An 18,105-nucleotide genomic window follows, 5' to 3' on the forward strand; every position below is an offset into this window, starting at 1 on the left:
GTCACCAGACACGTGCCCTGATCAGCCATTATCGGAGGCGCGGTGATCCACTCCCAGTGAATCTACGAATGTAGTACAGGGCGCGCGCCCCGACGGCGGCGGTGACCGTCCACTGGTACGGCGCGGTCGAGTCCTTGCCCAGATACACGTTGTTCAGCAGGAACTTGACCCCGTCGTCGACGGTTCCCTCGCCGGTCAGCGTCACCGTGAACGGCGACCCCACCGAGGTCCCGGCCAGATCCGCACCGTTCACCGCCAGATAGGGGCCCACGGCCCACGCCGCGGAAAGCTGGGCGGGCACCCCTGTCGTGACCGTGAGAACGATCGCCAACAGGATTGCGACAGCACGGCGCACAGACACGGCGGAGCCCCTCGCCAGCTCCGCTGGTGCGAAGCGTTCAGCCGCCCGTCAAGACGATCAAGCGACAGGAGCAGTGTCAGCGCCGATGGTTAAAGTTCAAGATCCGCAAAATTGTCCATAAGATTTTCGGTCGCCAATTCTGGTGGCGCGCAAATACCCCAACAGCGACAACATGATCTCGCCAATATGAAACGTGATTATTAACACAACAAAAGGAAGCCGCAGATCCAAAAGTTCCATGTGACAAAGGTCGGGGCGGGAGGCCCCGCTCAGCGCCCGCAGGTGTTCGGCGGGGGCGGTCATCTCCGGAATGACCGATTGCGGATCGCCGCCGGCCTCGCGGGCTCGGGCACACCGAGCGCGGGCGCGGCACCCCTCTGCTCCAGGAGGGAGCCTGCGGCAGGCGGGATTCCACGATGACGCCGGCGTGCGCGGTCAGCACCTCCTTGAGGCTCAGCGCGACACCGCCGGCGAGGACGCGCCCCGCGCCAGGAGAGCCGGGGTGCCGGAGCCATCGGCGGGGACCGACCAGACGTCCGGCCCCTTGGCGTACATGACCGTGTGCCCGTCGAGCCAGGCGACCTGGTCGTCGACACTGGCGGGCTCGGCCAGGGGCGTCTCCCGCATGGTCGCCAGGTCCAGCAGGTGGAGCCGCCACATCCGGTCAGGATCGGCGGAGACGCGCTTCTTGAACACCAGGCGGGTCCCGTCGGGGGACAGCGACGGGCACTCGGCGTTCTCCCTGAGCGTGCGGGCCTGCCACCTGCCGTAGTCGCCCTCGACGAGATACGTCTTCCCCTTGGTGGACACGGTCGCGTAGAACCGGTTGTCGTCGGCGGCGAAGGTGACCCCCCAGTAGTTCACGTCGGCGGCGTGGTAGCGGCGGCCGTTCAGGGTCAGCGGGATGTCCTCGATGTTGGTCACCGCGTAGCCGGTGCGGGTGTCCAGGATCCCGGTCCAGGTGGAGAAGCCGCCCTCGCTGTAGGACTCACCGGTGACGAACACCGTCCACGACGCCATCCGGCCGCTCCGCGACATCCCGGCCCGATTCGGGATGCCGGCCAGCTTGACCCGGCGGGTCTCCCGCATCGAGCGGTCGAGGATCACGGCGTGCGTGGTGGCCACCGGTCCCGGCCGGGCCACCAGGCAGATCGAGGTCCCGCCGCCCGTGGAGAAGCGGTCACAGGCCAGGCCGCCGCCGGCGGGCGCGGCGGAGGTGTCCCGCAGCGGAACCCCGGCGACCCGGCCGGTCGCCGTGCGGAACATCAGCTGCCCGGGACGGAGCACGCCGTCCTGTCCCGCCTGCGCCGGGGCGGGGTCGCGGCGCGCGGCCCAGGCGGCGTAGCCGGCCGCCGCGCCGCCGAGGACGGCGAGGGCGGCCAGCAGCACCAGCAGGCGACGTACCGGGGTCATGGACGCCTCCCCCTCACCGGGCGGACGCCGGGCGCCCACGTCAACGGCGGTGTCACACGTGCCTCCTCACGACGGACCAGGCGCCGAGCACGCACACCGCGAGCCCGGCGGCCATGACGGCGAGCCCCTGCGTGCTCCCCCACACCGTCCAGACGGCGCCGAACAGGACCGAGGAGAACAGCCGGGCGGTCGCCTGGCCGGTCTGGAGCAGGGCCAGGCCGCTGGTACGCAGGTGGGCGGGGAGCATCGGCCCGGCCACGGCCATCAGCACGCCGTCGGTGGCGGCGTAGAAGACCCCGTGCAGAGCCAGCACCGCGACGAGCCATCCCGGTCCGATCAGCAGGAGGTAGGCGGCGATCAGCGCCACGTGCCCGGCCAGGAAGACCGGGACCCGGCCCAGCCTGTCGGCGAGGCGGCCGACGGGCACGGCCAGCAGGAGGTAGACGGCGGCCGTGCCGATCGGCAGCAGCGGGAAGTACTCGGCGCCGAACCCGCCGCGCTTCTGCAGCAGCAGGTAGACGAACGCGTCGCTGAGCGTGACCAGGCCCAGGGCCGCGGCCACCACGCACACCCGCCGGAACGCCGCATCGCGCAGCAGCCCGAACGCCGCGCGCGGCGAGGTCGCCGACCGCGGGCCCGGCAGCGGCATACGCTGGTCGCGGACATACATGACCATCAGCAACACGCCGAGCACGGCCACGCAGAAGCTGACCACGAACACCGCGTCGTAGGCCCCGCCGGTGGCCGTCAGGACGGCGAACGCCACCAGCGGGCCGAGCAGCGCGCCGAAGGTGTCCATGGCGCGGTGCACGCCGAACGCCTGCCCGAGCCCGTCCGGCGGGACGCTCAGCGAGATCAGCGCGTCACGCGGAGCCGTCCGCAGCCCCTTGCCGGTCCGGTCCACGGCGATCACCGCGCCCAGCGCCGCGACGGAGCCGCCGGCGGCGAGCAGGGCCGGTTTGCAGAGCGCCGACAGCCCGTATCCGATGCCGGCGACCAGCTTGCGCCGCTGCCACCGGTCGGCGAGGTTGCCGCCGGCCAGCCGGACCAGCGCCGTCACCCCGAAGGAGAGCCCGTCCAGCAGGCCGAACTGCAGCAGGTTGAGCCCGAGGGAGAGCGTCAGGTAGAGCGGCAGCACGGCCGTGACCATCTCCGAGGAGATGTCGGTGACCAGGCTGACCGCCCCGAGCGCGAGCACGTTCCCGGGGACCGCCCAGGAGAGCCGGGACCGCGGACGTGCTCCGTCCGCGGTCCGGCTTGCCGAGATGTACATCTAGTGGCAGGCGTAGGTGGGGCCGGTGTCCTTCACCGCGCCGTCGGTCCCGATGAGCTGCCAGGAGAACGCGGCGGGGGCGAAGGTCAGCTTGAGCACGCCGTAGACGTCCTGCAGCCGCCTCTGGCTGTTGGGCTGGACGTTCTCGATGTCGTACGGCGAGGCGCCGCCCATGCCGCCGAGGATCTCCACGATGCCGTCGGGGTCGGCCTGGGCGTCGGGGTCCTGCGGGGCGAACCGCTCGTAGTGGTGGTCGTGGCCGTTGAGCACCAGGTCGGCCCGGGCGTCGTGGAGTATCTTCCAGACCGGCCTGCTCACCGGGTCGTTGCCGTGCTCACCGGAGCTGAACAGCGGGTGGTGCCAGTAGGCGGCGATGCAGCCCCTGGTGTTCGCGGCCAGGTCGGCCTTGAGCCAGTTGATCTGGGCCGCCTGGTCGAAGTAGTTGGAGTCGAGGGCGATGAAGTGCCAGTTGCCCCGGTCGTAGCTGTAGTAGGTCTTGCCCTGCGGGGTGGCGACGGAGCCGAAGTAGCCCTTGTATCCGGCGTAGGTGCCGGCCGGGTCGTAGGTCTCGTGGTTGCCGACGGCCGGGCGCGTCTTGCTCTTGAACCTGCCCCAGGTCTTGTCGTAGTAGTTCTTGAAGTCCGACAGCCGGGCGTCGTCGTACTGGTTGTCGCCCATGGTGATGACGAACTCGGGGTTCATCGCCTGGACCTGCGCCGCCGTCTTGGGGTGGGCGCAGGAACTGGAGCTCGCGGTGCACTGGGCGGCGATGTCACCGGCCGCCGCGACGACGAAGGTGTCGCCCGGGGTCACCGTCGGGGTCGGGCTGGGCGTGGCGGTGCCGCCGCCGAAGACCTGGAACTCGTACAGGGAGTAGCCGTACTCGGTGCCCCGGGCCGTGCCGTACATGCGGACGTAGCGCCCGGAGCCCGACAGGCCCGTCAGGTCGTCCTCGCCGCCGTCGCCGCCGCTGGTGGAGTGGATGGTCGTCCAGGTGGCGGCGTCGGCGGAGACCTGGATCTGGTAGGCCTCGCCGTAGGCGGCCTCCCAGAACAGCTTGACCCGGGAGATCGGGGAGACCGCGCCCAGGTCGACGCGGATCCACTGCGGGTCGCTGCCCTCCAGGGAGGCCCAGCGGGTCGAGGTGAGGTCGCCGTCGACCGCCTTGCCCGAGCTGTAGGAGGAGCCCTCCTTGGACGAGGAGGCGGCGGGCCTGCCCTGCGACAGCAGGGTCTCGGCCGCTTCGGCGCGGCCGGTGGCGACGAGGACGCCGGCGAGGAGGGTGGCGAACGCCACAAGGACCAGCAGGAGGCGGTGGGGGACGGATCGGGACGTCGTTGAAGACACGTGCTGTCTCCTGAGGGGACGAGAGGGAGGCCACGGCACCGACCGCGGTGCCGTGCGAAACGCGGCCGGGGCAGCACATCTCTCGTAATGAGCGCGTCACGTCCCCGTGGGGACGCCGCGCCAAGCCGCTCACCGGAATACTCGCAAGCGGCCGGGGTGGTGTCAACGGAAGTTAGGAAGGTTTCCTAACTTGCCCCCGATTCTCAGGCTCCGAGGCAGGCGGGACCGAGAAGCTGCTTCAGGTCGCCCATCAGGGCCGGGGACGGTGACACGCGCAGGCGGTCGTCGAGACGCACGATGGTGGTCTTCGGACCGTTGTGGACCTGCAGGTGCACCTCGGTGGTGCCGGGGTGCGCGGTCAGCACCTCCTTGAGGCGGCCGACCACCGGCGGGGTGCACCGGGCCAGGGCCAGGCTGACGGCCAGGGGGCCGCCCGCCTCGCGGGTCAGGTCGGGGGCCGTCACCTCCATGGCGATGATCTTCCCGACGTCCTCGCGCTTGTCCAGGCGGCCCTTGACGAACACGATGGCGTCCTCGGCGAGCACCGTCGCGCAGAGCTGGTACGCCGAAGGGAAGATCATCACTTCGATGGCGCCCTCCAGGTCCTCCAGCTGGGTCAGGACCCAGGTGTCGCCCTTCTTGGTGACCTTGCGCTGCAGGCCGCTCAGGATGCCGCCGACGGTGACGACCTGGCCGTCGGGACGGTGCTCGTCCTGCAGCGCGGCGATCGAGCAGTCGGCGCCGGAGGCGAGGATGTGCTCCACGCCGAAGAGCGGGTGGTCGGAGACGTACAGGCCGAGCATCTCCCGCTCGAACTGCAGCAGGGTGTTCTTGTCCCACTCGCCCAGCGGGATCTGCACGTCGAAGGTCTCGTCCTCGGCGCCCTCGACGGCGCCGAACAGGGAGTCCTGGCCCTGGGCCTCGTTCTTCTTGATCCCGATGATGCTGTCGACGGCCTGCTCGTGGATCATCACCAGGCCCTTGCGCACGTGCCCGAAGGAGTCGAAGGCACCGGCCTTGACCAGCGACTCGATGACCCGCTTGTTGCAGACCACCATGGGGACCTTGCGCAGGAAGTCCTTGAAGTCGGCGAAGCGGCTCTTCTCCCTGCGCGCGGCGATGATCCCGTCGACCACGTTGCCGCCGACGTTGCGGATGGCCGACAGGCCGAACCGGACGTCGGTGCCGCGCGGGGTGAAGTCGAAGTCGGAGTCGTTGACGTCCGGCGGCAGCACCTTGATGCCCATGCGACGGCACTCGTTCAGGTAGAGAGCCGACTTGTCCTTGTCGTCCTTGACCGAGGTCAGCAGCCCGGCCATGTACTCGGCCGGGTAGTTGGCCTTGAGGTAGGCGGTCCAGTAGGAGACCAGACCGTAGGCGGCGCTGTGCGCCTTGTTGAAGGCGTAGTCGGAGAAGGGCAGCAGGATGTCCCAGAGCGTCTTGACCGCGCTCGCGGAGTAGCCGTTGTCCTTCATGCCCTGCTCGAAGGACTCGAACTGCTTGTCCAGCTCCGACTTCTTCTTCTTGCCCATCGCGCGGCGCAGCAGGTCGGCCTTGCCGAGCGAGAACCCGGCGACCTTCTGCGCGATGGCCATGACCTGCTCCTGATAGACGATCAGGCCGTACGTCGTGCCGAGGATCTCCCGGAGAGACTCCTCGAACTCCGGGTGGATCGGGACGATCTCCTGCTGGCCGTTCTTGCGCAGCGCGTAGTTGGTGTGGGAGTTGGCGCCCATCGGACCCGGGCGGTACAGGGCGCCGACGGCGGAGATGTCCTCGAAGTTGTCGGGCTTCATCAGCCGCAGCAGCGACCGCATGCCGCCGCCGTCCAGCTGGAACACGCCCAGGGTGTCGCCCCTGCCGAGCAACTCGTACGTCTTGCGGTCGTCCAGCGGCAGCTTGAGCAAGTCGATGGCCTCGCCGGTGTTGGCCTCGATCATCTTCAGGCAGTCGTCGATGATCGTGAGGTTGCGCAGGCCCAGGAAGTCCATCTTCAGCAGGCCGAGCGTCTCGCAGGTCGGATAGTCGAACTGCGTGATGATCACACCGTCGGAGTCGCGGCGCATGATCGGGATGTAGTCGGTCAGCACCTCCGCCGACATGATGACCCCGGCGGCGTGCACGCCGGTCTGCCGGATCAGGCCCTCCAGGCCCCTGCCGAGGTCCATCGCCGACTTGACGTCGACGTCCTCCTCGTACAGCCTGCGCAGCTCGCCCGCCTCGTTGTAGCGCGGGTGCTCGGAGTCGAAGATGCCCGACAGCGGGATGTCCTTGCCCATCACCGCGGGCGGGAACGCCTTGGAGACCTTGTCGCCCAGCGCGTACGGGTGCCCGAGGACGCGGGCCGCGTCCTTGATGGCGGCCTTCGCCTTGATGGTGCCGAAGGTGGCGATCATGGCGACCTTGTCGGCGCCGTACTTCTCCGTCACGTAGCGGATCACGTCGCCGCGCCTGCGCTCGTCGAAGTCGATGTCGACGTCGGGCATGGAGACGCGGTCGGGGTTGAGGAACCGCTCGAAGATCAGCCCGTGCGGCAGCGGGTCGAGGTCGGTGATGCCCAGCGCGTACGCCGCCAGCGAGCCCGCGGCCGAGCCTCGCCCGGGGCCGACCCGGATGCCGTTGTTCTTGGCCCACATGATGAAGTCGGCGACCACGAGGAAGTAGGAGGGGAACCCCATCTGCAGGATGACGTTCATCTCGAACTCGATCTGCGCGCGGTGCTCCTCGTCGACGCCCTCGGGGAAGCGCCGCTCCATGCCCGACCAGATCTCCTTGCGGAACCAGCTCTCCTCGGTCTCCCCCTCGGGCAGGGGGAAGGTGGGCATCAGGTTCTTGAAGCCGAACATGCCGCTCGGGTCGACCTTCTCGGCGACCAGCAGGGTGTTGCGGCAGCCCTCGGCCCACAGGTCGGAGGAGTCGACGGCGCGCATCTCGTCGGCGTTCTTGATGTAGTAACCGCTGCCGTCGAAGCGGAAGCGGTCGGGGTCGGACAGCTGCTTGCCGGTCTGGATGCACAGGAGCGCGTCGTGCGAGGTCGCGTCCGACTCGTAGGTGTAGTGGGAGTCGTTGGTGACCAGCGGCGGGATGTCCAGCTCACGCGAGATGCGGGTCAGGCCCTCGCGGACCCGGCGCTCGATGTCGAGCCCGTGGTCCATGATCTCCAGGTAGTAGTTGTCCTTGCCGAACAGGTCCTGGAACCTGGCCGCCGCCGCGACCGCCTCGTCGTACTGGCCCAGGCGCAGGCGGGTCTGCACCTCGCCCGACGGGCAGCCGGTGGTGGCCATCAGGCCCTCGGAGTGCTCGGCGAGGATCTCGGCGTCCATCCGGGCCCACTTGCGGACGAAGCCCTCGGTGTAGGCGCGCGAGGAGAGCTTCATCAGGTTGCCCAGGCCCGTGGCGTTCTTCGCCCAGATGGTCATGTGGGTGTAGTAGCCGCCCGCCGAGACGTCATCGCGCTTCTGGTGCGGCTCGCCCCACAGCACCGGCTTCTTCTGGCGCCGGGAGGCCGGGGCGACGTAGGCCTCGATGCCGATGATCGGCTTGATCCCGGCCCCGGTCGCCTGCCGGTAGAAGTCGTAGGCGCCGTGCATGTTGCCGTGGTCGGTGATCGCGATGGCAGGCATGCCCAGGTCACCGACCTGCTTGAACATCTGCTTCAAACGGGCGGCTCCATCCAGCATGGAGTATTCCGTGTGAACGTGCAGATGCACAAACGAGTCTGACATGCGGCCCCGTCCTCCCCTAGTCGCACCGTCGGCGGGGAAAGCGTATCCAAATCTGAGTTTCGAAAGTGACTCATGCGCTCCGGGTCGCCTCTTCCCGCGGCGCCCCGGACCTCCCCGCGCGAGGTCCGCCCCTGACCGATGGTACGGGTGGCCGCACCGCCCGGCCCCCGGCCGGCCCCTGGTCAGTCCCGTGTCAGTCCTGTGTCGGCCCCGGGTCAGTCCCTGGGCGCCGACCGGCGTTCCTCGGCGAGGTGGAGGCCCGCCTCGATGACGGCGTTCATGATGGGGGCGAGCCTGGCCTCGCCCAGGACGGGGGCGCGGCGGGCCATCTCGGCGACCAGGCGGCGCTCGCGGTCGGCGTCGCGACCGGCGAAACCCCCGACGGGCTTGAGGCGCTGGATGGTCCCGGCCAGTTCGGCGCGGCGTTCCAGGAGGACGGCGAGGGCGGCGTCGACGCGGTCGATGGCCTCGCGGGCGGCGATCACCGAGTCGGGGGTCTCCCTGCGGGTGAGGGCACCGACGATCTTCACGGCCTCGCGCGCGGCCAGCACGTCCCTCTCGGTGGAGGAGGGGTCCAGAAGCAGGCCGTCGGCACCGGCGGCGATCGCGGCGGCGGCCAGCGCGGGGTCGGCGCCGAGACCGGCCAGGACGGGGCGGCCCGACCTCTCGCGCGCGGCGCGCATCAGCGCCAGATCGGGAGTGGCGCCGCCCGGGAGGGTACGGCCGCCGCTCTCGCAGAGCACGACCCCGTCGTTGCCCTCCGCCACGCAGTGACCGGCGACCTCCAGCCACTCCTCCAGCGTCGCGGAGGGATCGCGCTGGACGAGCACCGGCAGGCCGAGCCTCGCGGCGGCGCGCACCAGCCCGGAGTCCCGCATCCAGGCCGCGCCGACCACCGTGCCGTCGGCCCTCTCGGCGATCAGCGGCAGATCCTCCGCCGAGAACGGCTCCACCAGGACCGGCCCCGCGCCCTGAGCTCGGGCCGCCGCCACGGACTCGGCCGGGGAGACTCCTTCGCGGCGGTCTCGCAGGCTGATCCAGTGGGCGTCCGCGCCGGACCCGCCGATCACCACGGCCGGTCCGGTACCCACCGTGAGCGCGCCCAGCCGTATCGCTGCGCGTTTCGTGTGTACCCTGCACCGTGCGGTGGACGACATGAGGCTCCCCAGGTTCGGCCGACGCGCGTGCCGCGAGCCGGCGGCCGTTCGGAAAGGGACTTCGGAAAGAGAAAAAGGCAGAGACTTCGCGTCTCCGCCTCGTTCCGACTCCGGCTGGTCGCTAGTTCACACTCTCACGACCGGCTCTCCGGAGCCGGCTTAATAAACACGAAGTGGCAGGTCATGGGGTCAACCTTAGGTCACCTTCCCGACATCCGCCACGTACTGGACACCACATCTCAAGATGTGGACCCTCTCCTCGGCGTGTGAGTCGATCACTTTACCGGGCTATGAGAGTATTCGGGGGTTCAGAAGGAGGTAAGCCGGTTGATGGCCGAAGCACAGCCCGAGGGGCGCCGTATCGCCTCCCGCTACCACCTGCTCGAAGCCATCGGCCGGGGTGGCATGGGCATCGTGTGGCGGGCCCACGACGAGCTCCTCGACCGTGAGGTCGCGATCAAGGAGGTCCGCTACGCCGACATGCTCGGCGAGGACAACCAAGAGGACTTCAACCGGCGCACCAAGCGCGAGGCACGTGCCGCCGGGCGCCTGACGCACCCCAACGTGGTGGTCGTCCACGACGTCGTCGAGGAGGACGGGCGTCCCTGGATCGTCATGCAGCTGGTGGAGTCGCGCTCCCTCGGCAAGGTGCTGCGCCAGGACGGGCCGCTGCCTCCGCAGCGGGTCGCGGAGATCGGCCTCAAGCTGCTGGAGGCGCTGGGCGCCGCCCACGCCCAGGGAGTGCTGCACCGCGACGTCAAGCCGGAGAACGTGCTGCTGGCCGACGACGGCCGGGTGGTGCTGACCGACTTCGGCATCGCCACGCTCGAGGCCGAGACCGCGCTGACCATGACCGGCATCGCGGGCACGCCCGCCTTCATCCCGCCGGAGCGCATCAAGGGCGGCAGCGCGCAGCGCGAGTCCGACCTGTGGTCGCTCGGCGCGACCCTGTACGCCGCCGTCGAGGGCAAGCCCCCGCACGACCGGGGCGGGGCGCTGCCGACCATGCACGCCATCCTGAACGACGAGCCCGAGACCCCGGTCCACGCCGGAGCGCTGGCCCCGGTCCTCGAAGGGCTGCTCCGCAAGGATCCGGCGCTGCGCATGCCCTACAAGGAGGCCCACCGGCTGCTGCGCAGGGTGTCCGAGGGCGAGGGCGAGGGCGACCGGGACCGGCCCGCCAGGACCGCCGTCATGCCGGCCGTGGACCCGTCGGACGACACCGACCCCGGGATCCGCTTCCGGCCCGGCGCCGTCCCCGAGACGGGCGCGAAGCTGGACTCCGTACCCCCGCCGGATTCCGAGGACGAGGCCTCTCCCCCGCCCGCGCGCCGCGAGGAGCCCCGGAAGGCCGCCGCGAAGGCGCCCTCCTCCGAAGCCGCACGGCGGAAGCCCGCTCCCGCGGTCCCCTCCCCCGCGGTGCCCGATCCCGCCGGGAAGGCGAAGACTGAGAAGGCCGCGCCCGCCGCGAAGGGCGGCGAGGCCGCCTCGTCCGGAGCGGACGCACCCGCCCAGGACGCCGAAGCGGGTTCACCGGCTCCCGAGGCCGGAGCGGGCTCGAAGGCGAGCCGTCCCACCGGCAAGGCCACGCCCGTTCCCACGGCGACCCCCGCCGAGGCCGCGCCCCCGGTCCTGTCCAGGTTCGCCCCCAAGCCGAGACCCGCCGCCGACCCGAAGCCCACGCCCGCCCCGAGACCCGAGCCCGCCGCCGGAGCCGCCGCGCCGCCGCTCCTGCCCAGGTTCGCCCCCAAGCCGAGACCCGCCGCCGACCCGGAGCCCGGCTCCAAGTCCGCCGCCGGCACCGCACCGGCCCGCGAGACGACGCGGGGCACGGCACCCTCCGCGTCTCCCGGCCCCGCCGGCAGGAAGCCCGCCGCCCCCGAGGCGGGCCGCGCGGGCGCTCCGCCGGCCCCGGAGCCGGAAACCGCGCGCCAGAAGCCCGTCTCGCGCCCCAACCCCTTCCCGCCCGTGGGACGCGAGCCCGCGCCGAGGCCGGAGCCCGCCCGGGAGCCCGTCTCCGCCTCCCGGGCCGAGCCCGCCCCGCGAGAAGAGCCCTCGGCCCCTTCCTATTCGGGCCACGACCACGGGGCCGACACGCTCGCCGCTCAGGGATCGGGTGCCTCCCCGATGAAGCGGGGGCTGCTGGTGCTCCTGCCCGCGCTGCTGATCGTCGGCGGGATCGCCGGCTGGCTCGGCATGCGCAGCGGCGATGAGGGCGAGACCCCGCAGGCCAAGCCGGGCGATCCGGGCGCGTCCAGCGTGTCGAACGCCCCGAGCGACAGCACCGAGACGACCTCGGACAGCTCGCCGGGCCCGGAGGGCTCGCCGTCCTCCTCCGCGTCCCCTTCCGAGTCCTCCTCGGCGTCGCCCTCCTCCAGCCCGAGCCCCACCAAGAAGGAGGAGGAGAAGTCGCCCCTCCCCTCCGGCTGGCGGATGCACAAGGACGGCAACGGCTTCTCGATCGGCCTGCCCAAGGGGTGGGCCGTGGAGAAACGGCCCGGCCAGCAGGTGTGGTTCCGCGGCCCCGACCGGACGAGCTTCGTCTTCGTCGAGTACGTCGACAAGGCGGGCCCCGATCCGAAGAAGGACTGGGAGAACCAGGAGAGAGTCGTCCGGGGCAACTTCTCCGGCTACGACCGGATCCGGATCGCGAACGTCAAGTACATGGTGAAGGCCGCCGACTGGGAGTTCACCTGGAACACCAGCTCGGGCAAGGCTCGCGTGATCAACCGGGGGTTCGTCACCAAGGGCGGCCGGGGGTACGCGATTTACTGGCATACCCTGGCCAAGGACTGGAAGAAGAACATGCACCTCTTCGAAGGGTTCACCGCTACCTTCTCCTCGAAAAAGTGAGCGGGAGCCCTACCGCCTGCGGTCAGTGAGTTTGGGAGGGCGGGGGATGGCGGAAAGGAAGGTGGCGGGCCGCTACCGGCTGCTCGAACACATCGGCGAGGGCGGCATGGGCATCGTCTGGCGAGCCCACGACGAGCTCCTCGACCGGGTGGTGGCCGTCAAGGAGGTCCGCTACCGGGGGGTCGACGAGAGCGCGCGCACCGACCTGAACCGGCGCACCGTCCGCGAGGCCAGGACCGCCGGGCGCCTCGACCACCCCTCCGTGATCATCGTGCACGACGTGGTCGAGGAGGACGGGCGGCCCTGGATCGTCATGCAGCTGGTCCGGTCCCGGTCGCTGGGTGAGATCGTCCGCTCGGACGGGCCGCTTTCGCCCGAGCGGGTCGCCTCGGTGGGGCTGCACGTGCTGGGCGCGCTGCGGGCCGCGCACGCCGCGGGAGTGCTGCACCGCGACGTCAAGCCGGAGAACGTGCTGCTGGCCGACGACGGCCGGGTGGTGCTGACCGACTTCGGCATCGCCTCCATGACGCAGGAGACCGGCATCACCCGTACGGGCGCGATGGTCGGCACCCCCGCGTTCCTGCCTCCCGAGCGGCTGCACGGCCTGCCCGCCACCCCCGAGTCGGACCTGTGGTCGCTCGGGGCGACGCTGTACGCGGCCCTGGAGGGCCGTCCCCCGTTCGAGCGGGCCACGGCCGCCGCCACCATGATGGCGGTCCTGCACGGCGAGCCGAGCCCCATGACCCATTCGGGTCCCCTGTCGATGGCGATCCTCGGCCTGATGGCCAGGGACCCCGCCGCCCGGATGGTCCCCGACCAGGTCGAGGCCCTGCTCGGCCGCGCCTCCTCGGCCGGCCCGGTCCCCGGGCGGGCACCGCGTCCCGGGCAGCAGGCCTACGACTCCCCCGCGTTCCAGACCGGCCCGCCGCGTCAGGACACGGCGCGGGACGCGTGGCAGCCGGGGTACGGGGATCCCCTGGGCGGTCCCGGGCAGCCCCGGCACCCGGCCGCGCACACGCACCCCGGGCAGTCCCCGTACGCGGCCGGGCACACGCATCCCGAGCAGCCCCGCCACCCGGCCGCGCGCACGCGGCCCGAGCAGCCTCCGCACACGCCCCCTCAGCCGTACACGCATCCCGGGCAGCAGGCGCACGCGCACCCCGGGCAGCCTCCGTACACGCCCCCCGAGCCGTACGTGCACCCCGGACAGCCCCTCGCGCACCCCGGGCAGTCTCCGTACGCGCATCCCGAGCCGTACGCGCACCCCGGACAGCCCCTCGCGCACCCCGGGCAGTCTCCGTACGCGCATCCCGGGCAGCAGGTGTACGGCTCCGAACCCCCGCTTCCGGGTTCCTGGCCGGGTCGGGAGCACCCCACGGACACGGGGGTCGAGCCCGCGCGGCGGGCGAGGGCGAGACGGCTGGCGCTCCTGGCCGGGGTGCCCGCGCTCGCGGTGGTGATCGGGGTCGGCGGGTGGCTGGTCCTGCAGGGCAGGGACACCCCCGCGGACACCGGTGACGACCGGGCCGACGTCACGACCCCGGCCACCGACCCGGCCTCCACCACACCGCCGGAGACGACCCCCACCCCGGAGGCGACCCCGACGCCGACGCCGCGCCCGTCCAGGACCATCCCCGCGGGCTGGCGGCTGCACCGCGACCCGATGGGCTTCTCCGTCGCGGTGCCCAGGAACTGGCAGGTCAAGCGGTTCTCCGGCCGCGACAGGGTGGAGTTCCGCGCCCCCGGCGCGAGCGGCGTCCTGTGGATCGAGTCGACCGACGACCCGGAGAAGAACCCGGTCAGGCACTGGCAGAAGGTGGAGAAGGCCGGGACCGCCGACAACGTCTGGCCCGGCTACCGGCGGATCGGCATCACCCCGCTGGTGTACCGGGGGGTGCCTGCCGCCGACTGGGAGTTCACCTACCTCAAGAACGGGGTCCGCACGCGCGTCCTGGACCGGGGCTTCCGCACCCTCGCCGACAAGCCGTACGCGATCTACTGGGAGAGCCCGGCGTCCGAGTGGGACCGCTCGTTCTTCGACACCTTCACCAGGACCTTCCGATCATGAGCGGCCCGGAGAGGGCGCGTTTCTGGCGTACCCCGGCTCTGCCTGGGGTGGACCTCCTCAAGGCCAGATACGTGACCCACCGCTTCCCGCCGCACGCGCACGACAGCTACGCGATCGCGATGGTCCTGTCGGGGGTGGAGGAGTTCGCCTACCGGGGCACCCTGCACCGCGCGGGGCCCGGCAGCCTGAGCACGCTCAACCCCGAGGAGGTGCACGACGGCTACGCGGGCATCCCCGACGGGTGGTCCTACCGGGTGCTGTACCCCTCGGTCGAGTTCGTCTCCGGGATCGCCGCCGAGCTGATGGCCGGGCACGGCACCCCCTGCTTCCCCGAGACCATCACCTACCACCGGCCCACCGTCGCGCTGCTGCGGGCCGCGCACGACGCCGCGGAGGGGGGCGACCACCTAGCCTCCTCGACGCTGGCCCGCACGGCCTTCGCCGCCCTGCTCAGCCGCCACGCCTCCCGCCACCCCGCGGGCGCGCCGCGCTGGGACAGCGACCCGGCGGTGCGGCGCGCCCGGGAGATCCTGCACGAGCGGCTCGTCGACCCGCCCACGATCGAGGACCTGGCGCGGGCGGTGGACCTGGGGCCGTTCGCCCTGATCCGGGCCTTCAAGGCGGCCACCGGACTGCCTCCGCACGCCTACCTGAACACGCTGCGGATCATCCGGGCCCGGCGGCTGCTCCAGGGCGGCACGCCTCCCGCGCAGGTCGCCGGGGACGTGGGGTTCACCGACCAGGCTCACCTGAGCAGGCACTTCAAGCGGACGGTGGGCGTGCCACCGGCCGCCTACCAGCGCGCAGGAACGTACAAGACCGGCGCTTAAAGGCGGACATAAGCTCCCCTCCCATGGAAGCAACCACTCGTTCCTCCGCGGTCAGGGACGGACTGGGCGTGGGGATCGCCGTCGGGCTGTCGGGGGTGGCCTTCGGCGCCGCGGCGGTCACCGCGGGGCTCAGCGTCGCGCAGGCGTGCGTGCTGAGCCTGTTCGCCTTCACCGGCGCCTCGCAGTTCGCCCTGGTCGGCGTCATCGCCGGCGGCGGCAGCCTGGTCGCGGGCACGGCCGGCGCGATGCTGCTGGGCGCCCGCAACAGCCTGTACGGCCTCCGCATGGCCGGAATGCTCGACATCCGGGGATGGCGCAGGCCGCTGACGGCCCACGGGGTGATCGACGAGACGACGGCGGTCGCCCTGGCCCAGCCGGACGAGGAATCGGCCAGGACCGCGTTCCTGGTCACCTTCGCCAGCCTCTATCTGACCTGGAACGCCACCACCCTGGTCGGCGCGCTGGGCGCCTCCCGGGTGACCGACCCCGCGGTGTTCGGCCTGGACGCGGTCGGCCCCGCGGCGTTCCTGGCCATCCTGTGGCCTCGGCTCACCGGGAGCGGTTCCGAGGCCCGCGCGCTGCGCCTGATCGCGGGCTGCGGCGCGGCGGTCGCGCTGGCCGCGACCCCGTTCACCCCACCGGGCGTGCCCGTGCTGCTCGCGTCCGTGGCCGTGCTCGCGGTGATCCTGAGGAGTCCCAAGTGACCATCTGGTGGGCCATTGTCGCCACCTGCGCCGCCTGTTACGCGCTGAAGCTCGCCGGGCTGTCGGCACCGCGCCGCGTCCTCGACCATCCGGGGGTGCAGCGCTTCGCGACGCTCGTCCCGGTGGCCCTGCTGGCGGCGCTGATCGCGGTGCAGACCTTCGGCGAGGGGCAGGCGCTGCACCTCGACTGGCCGCGCACCGCGGGAATGGGCGCCGCCGTCGTGGCACTGCTGCTGCGCGCCCCGTTCCTGGTGGTCCTCGCGGCGGCGGCCGTCGTCACCGCCGCGCTGCGCCACGTCCTGAGCTGAGTCCGCCACGCCCCTGACGCGAGGTCACCGCGTCCTGAGCCGAGGCCGCCACACCCTGGTGCAAGGTCACCGGCCCCGAGCCGAGGCCGCCGCGTCCCTGGTGGGGCCGCCGCGTCCCGGGCCGAGGGCGTCACCGCCGCGCGCCGAGCCGGGGGTGTCAGTGCCCCGCGCTCCGGGCCTGGCCGGGGTCGTCGCCTCGCGCCGCGTCCGGGGCCGGGCCGTGGCCACCGGTGGCGCGCGGGAACCGTACGCGGAAGGTGGCGCCGGCCCCGGGGCGGGAGCTCACCGTGGCGTCGCCGCCGTGCGCGGTGGCGACGGCGGCGACGATGGACAGCCCGAGGCCCGCGCCCCCATGGCGGGCGCCGTCGCGAGGGTGACCGGCCCGGTGGAAGCGCTCGAAGACCAGGGCGCCCTGTTCCTCGGTGAGGCCGGGCCCCTCGTCGGCCACCTCGACCACGGCGTGCTCGTCGTCCACCCGGATCCTGACGACCGCCGCGGTCCCCTCGGGGGTGTGGCTGAGCACGTTGGCCAGCAGGTTTCCGACGATCTGGCGGATCCTGGCGGCGTCGCCCGGCACCTCGACGGGACCCTCGCACTCCAGCGACAGCGGCCTGAGCGGCTCGATGGCGAGGGTGTCGGCCACCGCGTCGGCGGCGAGCGCGGTCAGCTCCACCGGGGCGCGCTCCAGCGGACGGCCCTGGTCGAGGCGGGCCAGCAGCAGCATCTCGTCGACCAGGGAGCCCATCCGGGTGGCCTCGGCCTCGATCCTGCGCATGGCCTTGGCCAGGTCCTCCGGCCGGGTGTCCGCGCCGCGCCGGAACAGCTCGGCGTAGCCGCGGATGGAGGCGATCGGGGTGCGCAGCTCGTGGGAGGCGTCGGCGACGAAGCGGCGCAGCCGGTCTTCCGACGCCTCCCGCTCGCGGAACGCCTCCTCGATCTGGGCGAGCATCTGGTTGAGGGCGTGGCCGAGCCGTCCCACCTCCCCGGTGGCGGGCGCGGCCTCGATGCGGCGCTCCAGGTTGCCCTCGCCGATGGCCGCCGCGGTCTCGACGATGCGGTCCAGCGGGCGCAGCCCCCGGCGGATCAGGTGGGTGGCGAGCAGGGTCAGGCAGACGAGCGCGAACGCCGAGGAGCCGATCATGACCAGGGCGACGCGTTCGGTCAGCTCGTCGGAGGCGGCCACGAGGGCCTCGGGGGTGGTCAGGGCGAGCAGCCGGGCGCTGCCGTGGCCGCGCCAGTCCTGCAGCGCGCCGAACGTCGCCCCCGCCGCCGTCCCGAGCGCCAGGGCGACCAGGCCCACGACGGTCAGCACGAGGCGGGTGCGCAACGACATCAGTCTTCCCTCGGCAGGCGCAGGACGTATCCCACCCTGGGCACGGTGTGGATGAGCGGCGGGTGTGACGCGTCGACCTTGCGGCGCAGGTAACTGATGTAGGTCTGCACGACGCCGTCGTTGCCGCCGAAGTCGTACTCCCACACGTAGTCGAGGATCTGCCGTTTGGAGACGACCTTGCCCGCGTTGGCCGCCAGGAAGCGCAGCAGCTTGAACTCCGTCGGGGTGAGGTCGACGCGCCGGCCGTTGCGCCACACCTCGTGGGCGTCCTCCTCGATGACCAGGTCGGCGAAGGTCACCCTGCCGTCCTCGGCGCCGGTCCGCCGGGTGCGGCGCAGCACGGCGCGGATCCTGGCGATGAGCTCCTCCAGGCTGAACGGCTTGGTGACGTAGTCGTCACCTCCCACGGTCAGCCCGCCGATCTTGTCTTCGGTGGCGTCGAGGGCGGTGAGGAAGACCACGGGCACCTCCGAACCCGTCGACCTGATCCGGTGGCAGACCTCCGTGCCGAGCACGTCGGGCAGCATCACGTCCAGGACGATCAGGTCGGGGCCGAAGGTCTCGGCCAGCGACACCGCCGCGGCCCCCGTCCCGGCGATCGCCGTCTCGAACCCCTCGTAGCGAAGCGCGGTCGCGACAAGGTCGGCGAGATAGGGCTCGTCATCTACGACCAGTATTCGGCTCACCCGACAAGTCTCACCCGGAAGATCTTAAAAAGACCATAGAAAACTCT

13 protein-coding genes are annotated in these 18,105 nt (G+C 71.7%); 5 read left to right on the forward strand and 8 right to left on the reverse strand.

The genetic code is table 11. The annotated features are described in order from the left end of the window. Nucleotides 1-28 precede the first annotated feature (28 nt). The 6 genes from ACSDR0_RS05340 to ACSDR0_RS05365 all read right to left on the reverse strand — a co-directional run bounded on the left by ACSDR0_RS05340 (nt 29) and on the right by ACSDR0_RS05365 (nt 9,210). The gene (locus ACSDR0_RS05340; RefSeq protein ID WP_435287601.1) at nt 29-331 is read right to left on the reverse strand and encodes a hypothetical protein; all 303 of its coding nucleotides are present in this window, start codon (nt 329-331) and stop codon (nt 29-31) included. A gap of 483 nt (nt 332-814) precedes the next feature. Beyond that, entirely contained in the window at nt 815-1,774 is a 960-nt protein-coding gene (locus ACSDR0_RS05345) for a TolB family protein (RefSeq protein WP_435287602.1), read from the reverse strand. A gap of 52 nt (nt 1,775-1,826) precedes the next feature. After that, nucleotides 1,827-3,047 carry an MFS transporter gene (locus ACSDR0_RS05350; protein ID WP_435287603.1) on the reverse strand — a complete coding sequence of 407 codons (1,221 nt, stop codon included), beginning with the start codon at nt 3,045-3,047 and terminating at the stop codon, nt 1,827-1,829. Then, the gene (locus ACSDR0_RS05355) at nt 3,048-4,394 is read right to left on the reverse strand and encodes a discoidin domain-containing protein (protein WP_435287604.1); all 1,347 of its coding nucleotides are present in this window, start codon (nt 4,392-4,394) and stop codon (nt 3,048-3,050) included. A 203-nt stretch (nt 4,395-4,597) separates the two neighbouring features. Next, nucleotides 4,598-8,119, reverse strand: a complete 3,522-nt coding sequence (dnaE, locus tag ACSDR0_RS05360) for a DNA polymerase III subunit alpha (protein WP_435287605.1) — start codon at nt 8,117-8,119, stop codon at nt 4,598-4,600. A 215-nt stretch (nt 8,120-8,334) separates the two neighbouring features. After that, a complete protein-coding gene (locus tag ACSDR0_RS05365; RefSeq protein ID WP_435287606.1) occupies nt 8,335-9,210 on the reverse strand; it encodes a chorismate mutase in 876 nt (291 codons plus the stop codon). Nucleotides 9,211-9,606: 396 nt separating this feature from the next. On the opposite strand from ACSDR0_RS05365, the gene ACSDR0_RS05370 reads away from it, so the two are divergent. The 5 genes from ACSDR0_RS05370 to ACSDR0_RS05390 are packed head-to-tail and all read left to right on the forward strand — an operon-like array spanning nt 9,607 to nt 16,039. Further along, nucleotides 9,607-12,129: a protein kinase domain-containing protein gene (locus ACSDR0_RS05370; protein ID WP_435287607.1), complete on the forward strand. Its 2,523-nt coding sequence runs from the start codon at nt 9,607-9,609 to the stop codon at nt 12,127-12,129. Between the two features lie 46 nt (nt 12,130-12,175). Further along, nucleotides 12,176-14,197 (forward strand): protein kinase domain-containing protein, encoded by a 2,022-nt coding sequence (locus tag ACSDR0_RS05375; RefSeq protein WP_435287608.1) that lies wholly within the window; start codon nt 12,176-12,178, stop codon nt 14,195-14,197. Beyond that, entirely contained in the window at nt 14,194-15,027 is an 834-nt protein-coding gene (locus tag ACSDR0_RS05380; RefSeq protein ID WP_435287609.1) for an AraC family ligand binding domain-containing protein, read from the forward strand. Before ACSDR0_RS05375 ends, ACSDR0_RS05380 begins: the two co-directional genes overlap by 4 nt. Before the next feature lie 23 nt (nt 15,028-15,050). Further along, on the forward strand, nt 15,051-15,731 hold the full coding sequence (locus tag ACSDR0_RS05385; RefSeq protein WP_435287610.1) for an AzlC family ABC transporter permease: 681 nt from the start codon (nt 15,051-15,053) through the stop codon (nt 15,729-15,731). Continuing rightward, nucleotides 15,728-16,039 (forward strand): AzlD domain-containing protein, encoded by a 312-nt coding sequence (locus ACSDR0_RS05390; protein WP_435287611.1) that lies wholly within the window; start codon nt 15,728-15,730, stop codon nt 16,037-16,039. Before ACSDR0_RS05385 ends, ACSDR0_RS05390 begins: the two co-directional genes overlap by 4 nt. Nucleotides 16,040-16,196: 157 nt before the next feature. Here ACSDR0_RS05390 and ACSDR0_RS05395 read toward each other — a convergent pair whose 3' ends face one another. Together ACSDR0_RS05395 and ACSDR0_RS05400 are read right to left on the reverse strand one after the other, a co-directional pair. Further along, entirely contained in the window at nt 16,197-17,372 is a 1,176-nt protein-coding gene (locus ACSDR0_RS05395; RefSeq protein ID WP_435287612.1) for a sensor histidine kinase, read from the reverse strand. Continuing rightward, nucleotides 17,372-18,058 carry a response regulator transcription factor gene (locus ACSDR0_RS05400; protein WP_435287613.1) on the reverse strand — a complete coding sequence of 229 codons (687 nt, stop codon included), beginning with the start codon at nt 18,056-18,058 and terminating at the stop codon, nt 17,372-17,374. Before ACSDR0_RS05400 ends, ACSDR0_RS05395 begins: the two co-directional genes overlap by 1 nt. Between the last annotated feature and the right edge of the window lie 47 nt (nt 18,059-18,105).

Origin of the sequence: Streptosporangium sp. G11, assembly GCF_051192615.1 — a bacterium.
In the GTDB taxonomy this organism is placed as follows: Bacteria; Actinomycetota; Actinomycetes; order Streptosporangiales; family Streptosporangiaceae; genus Streptosporangium.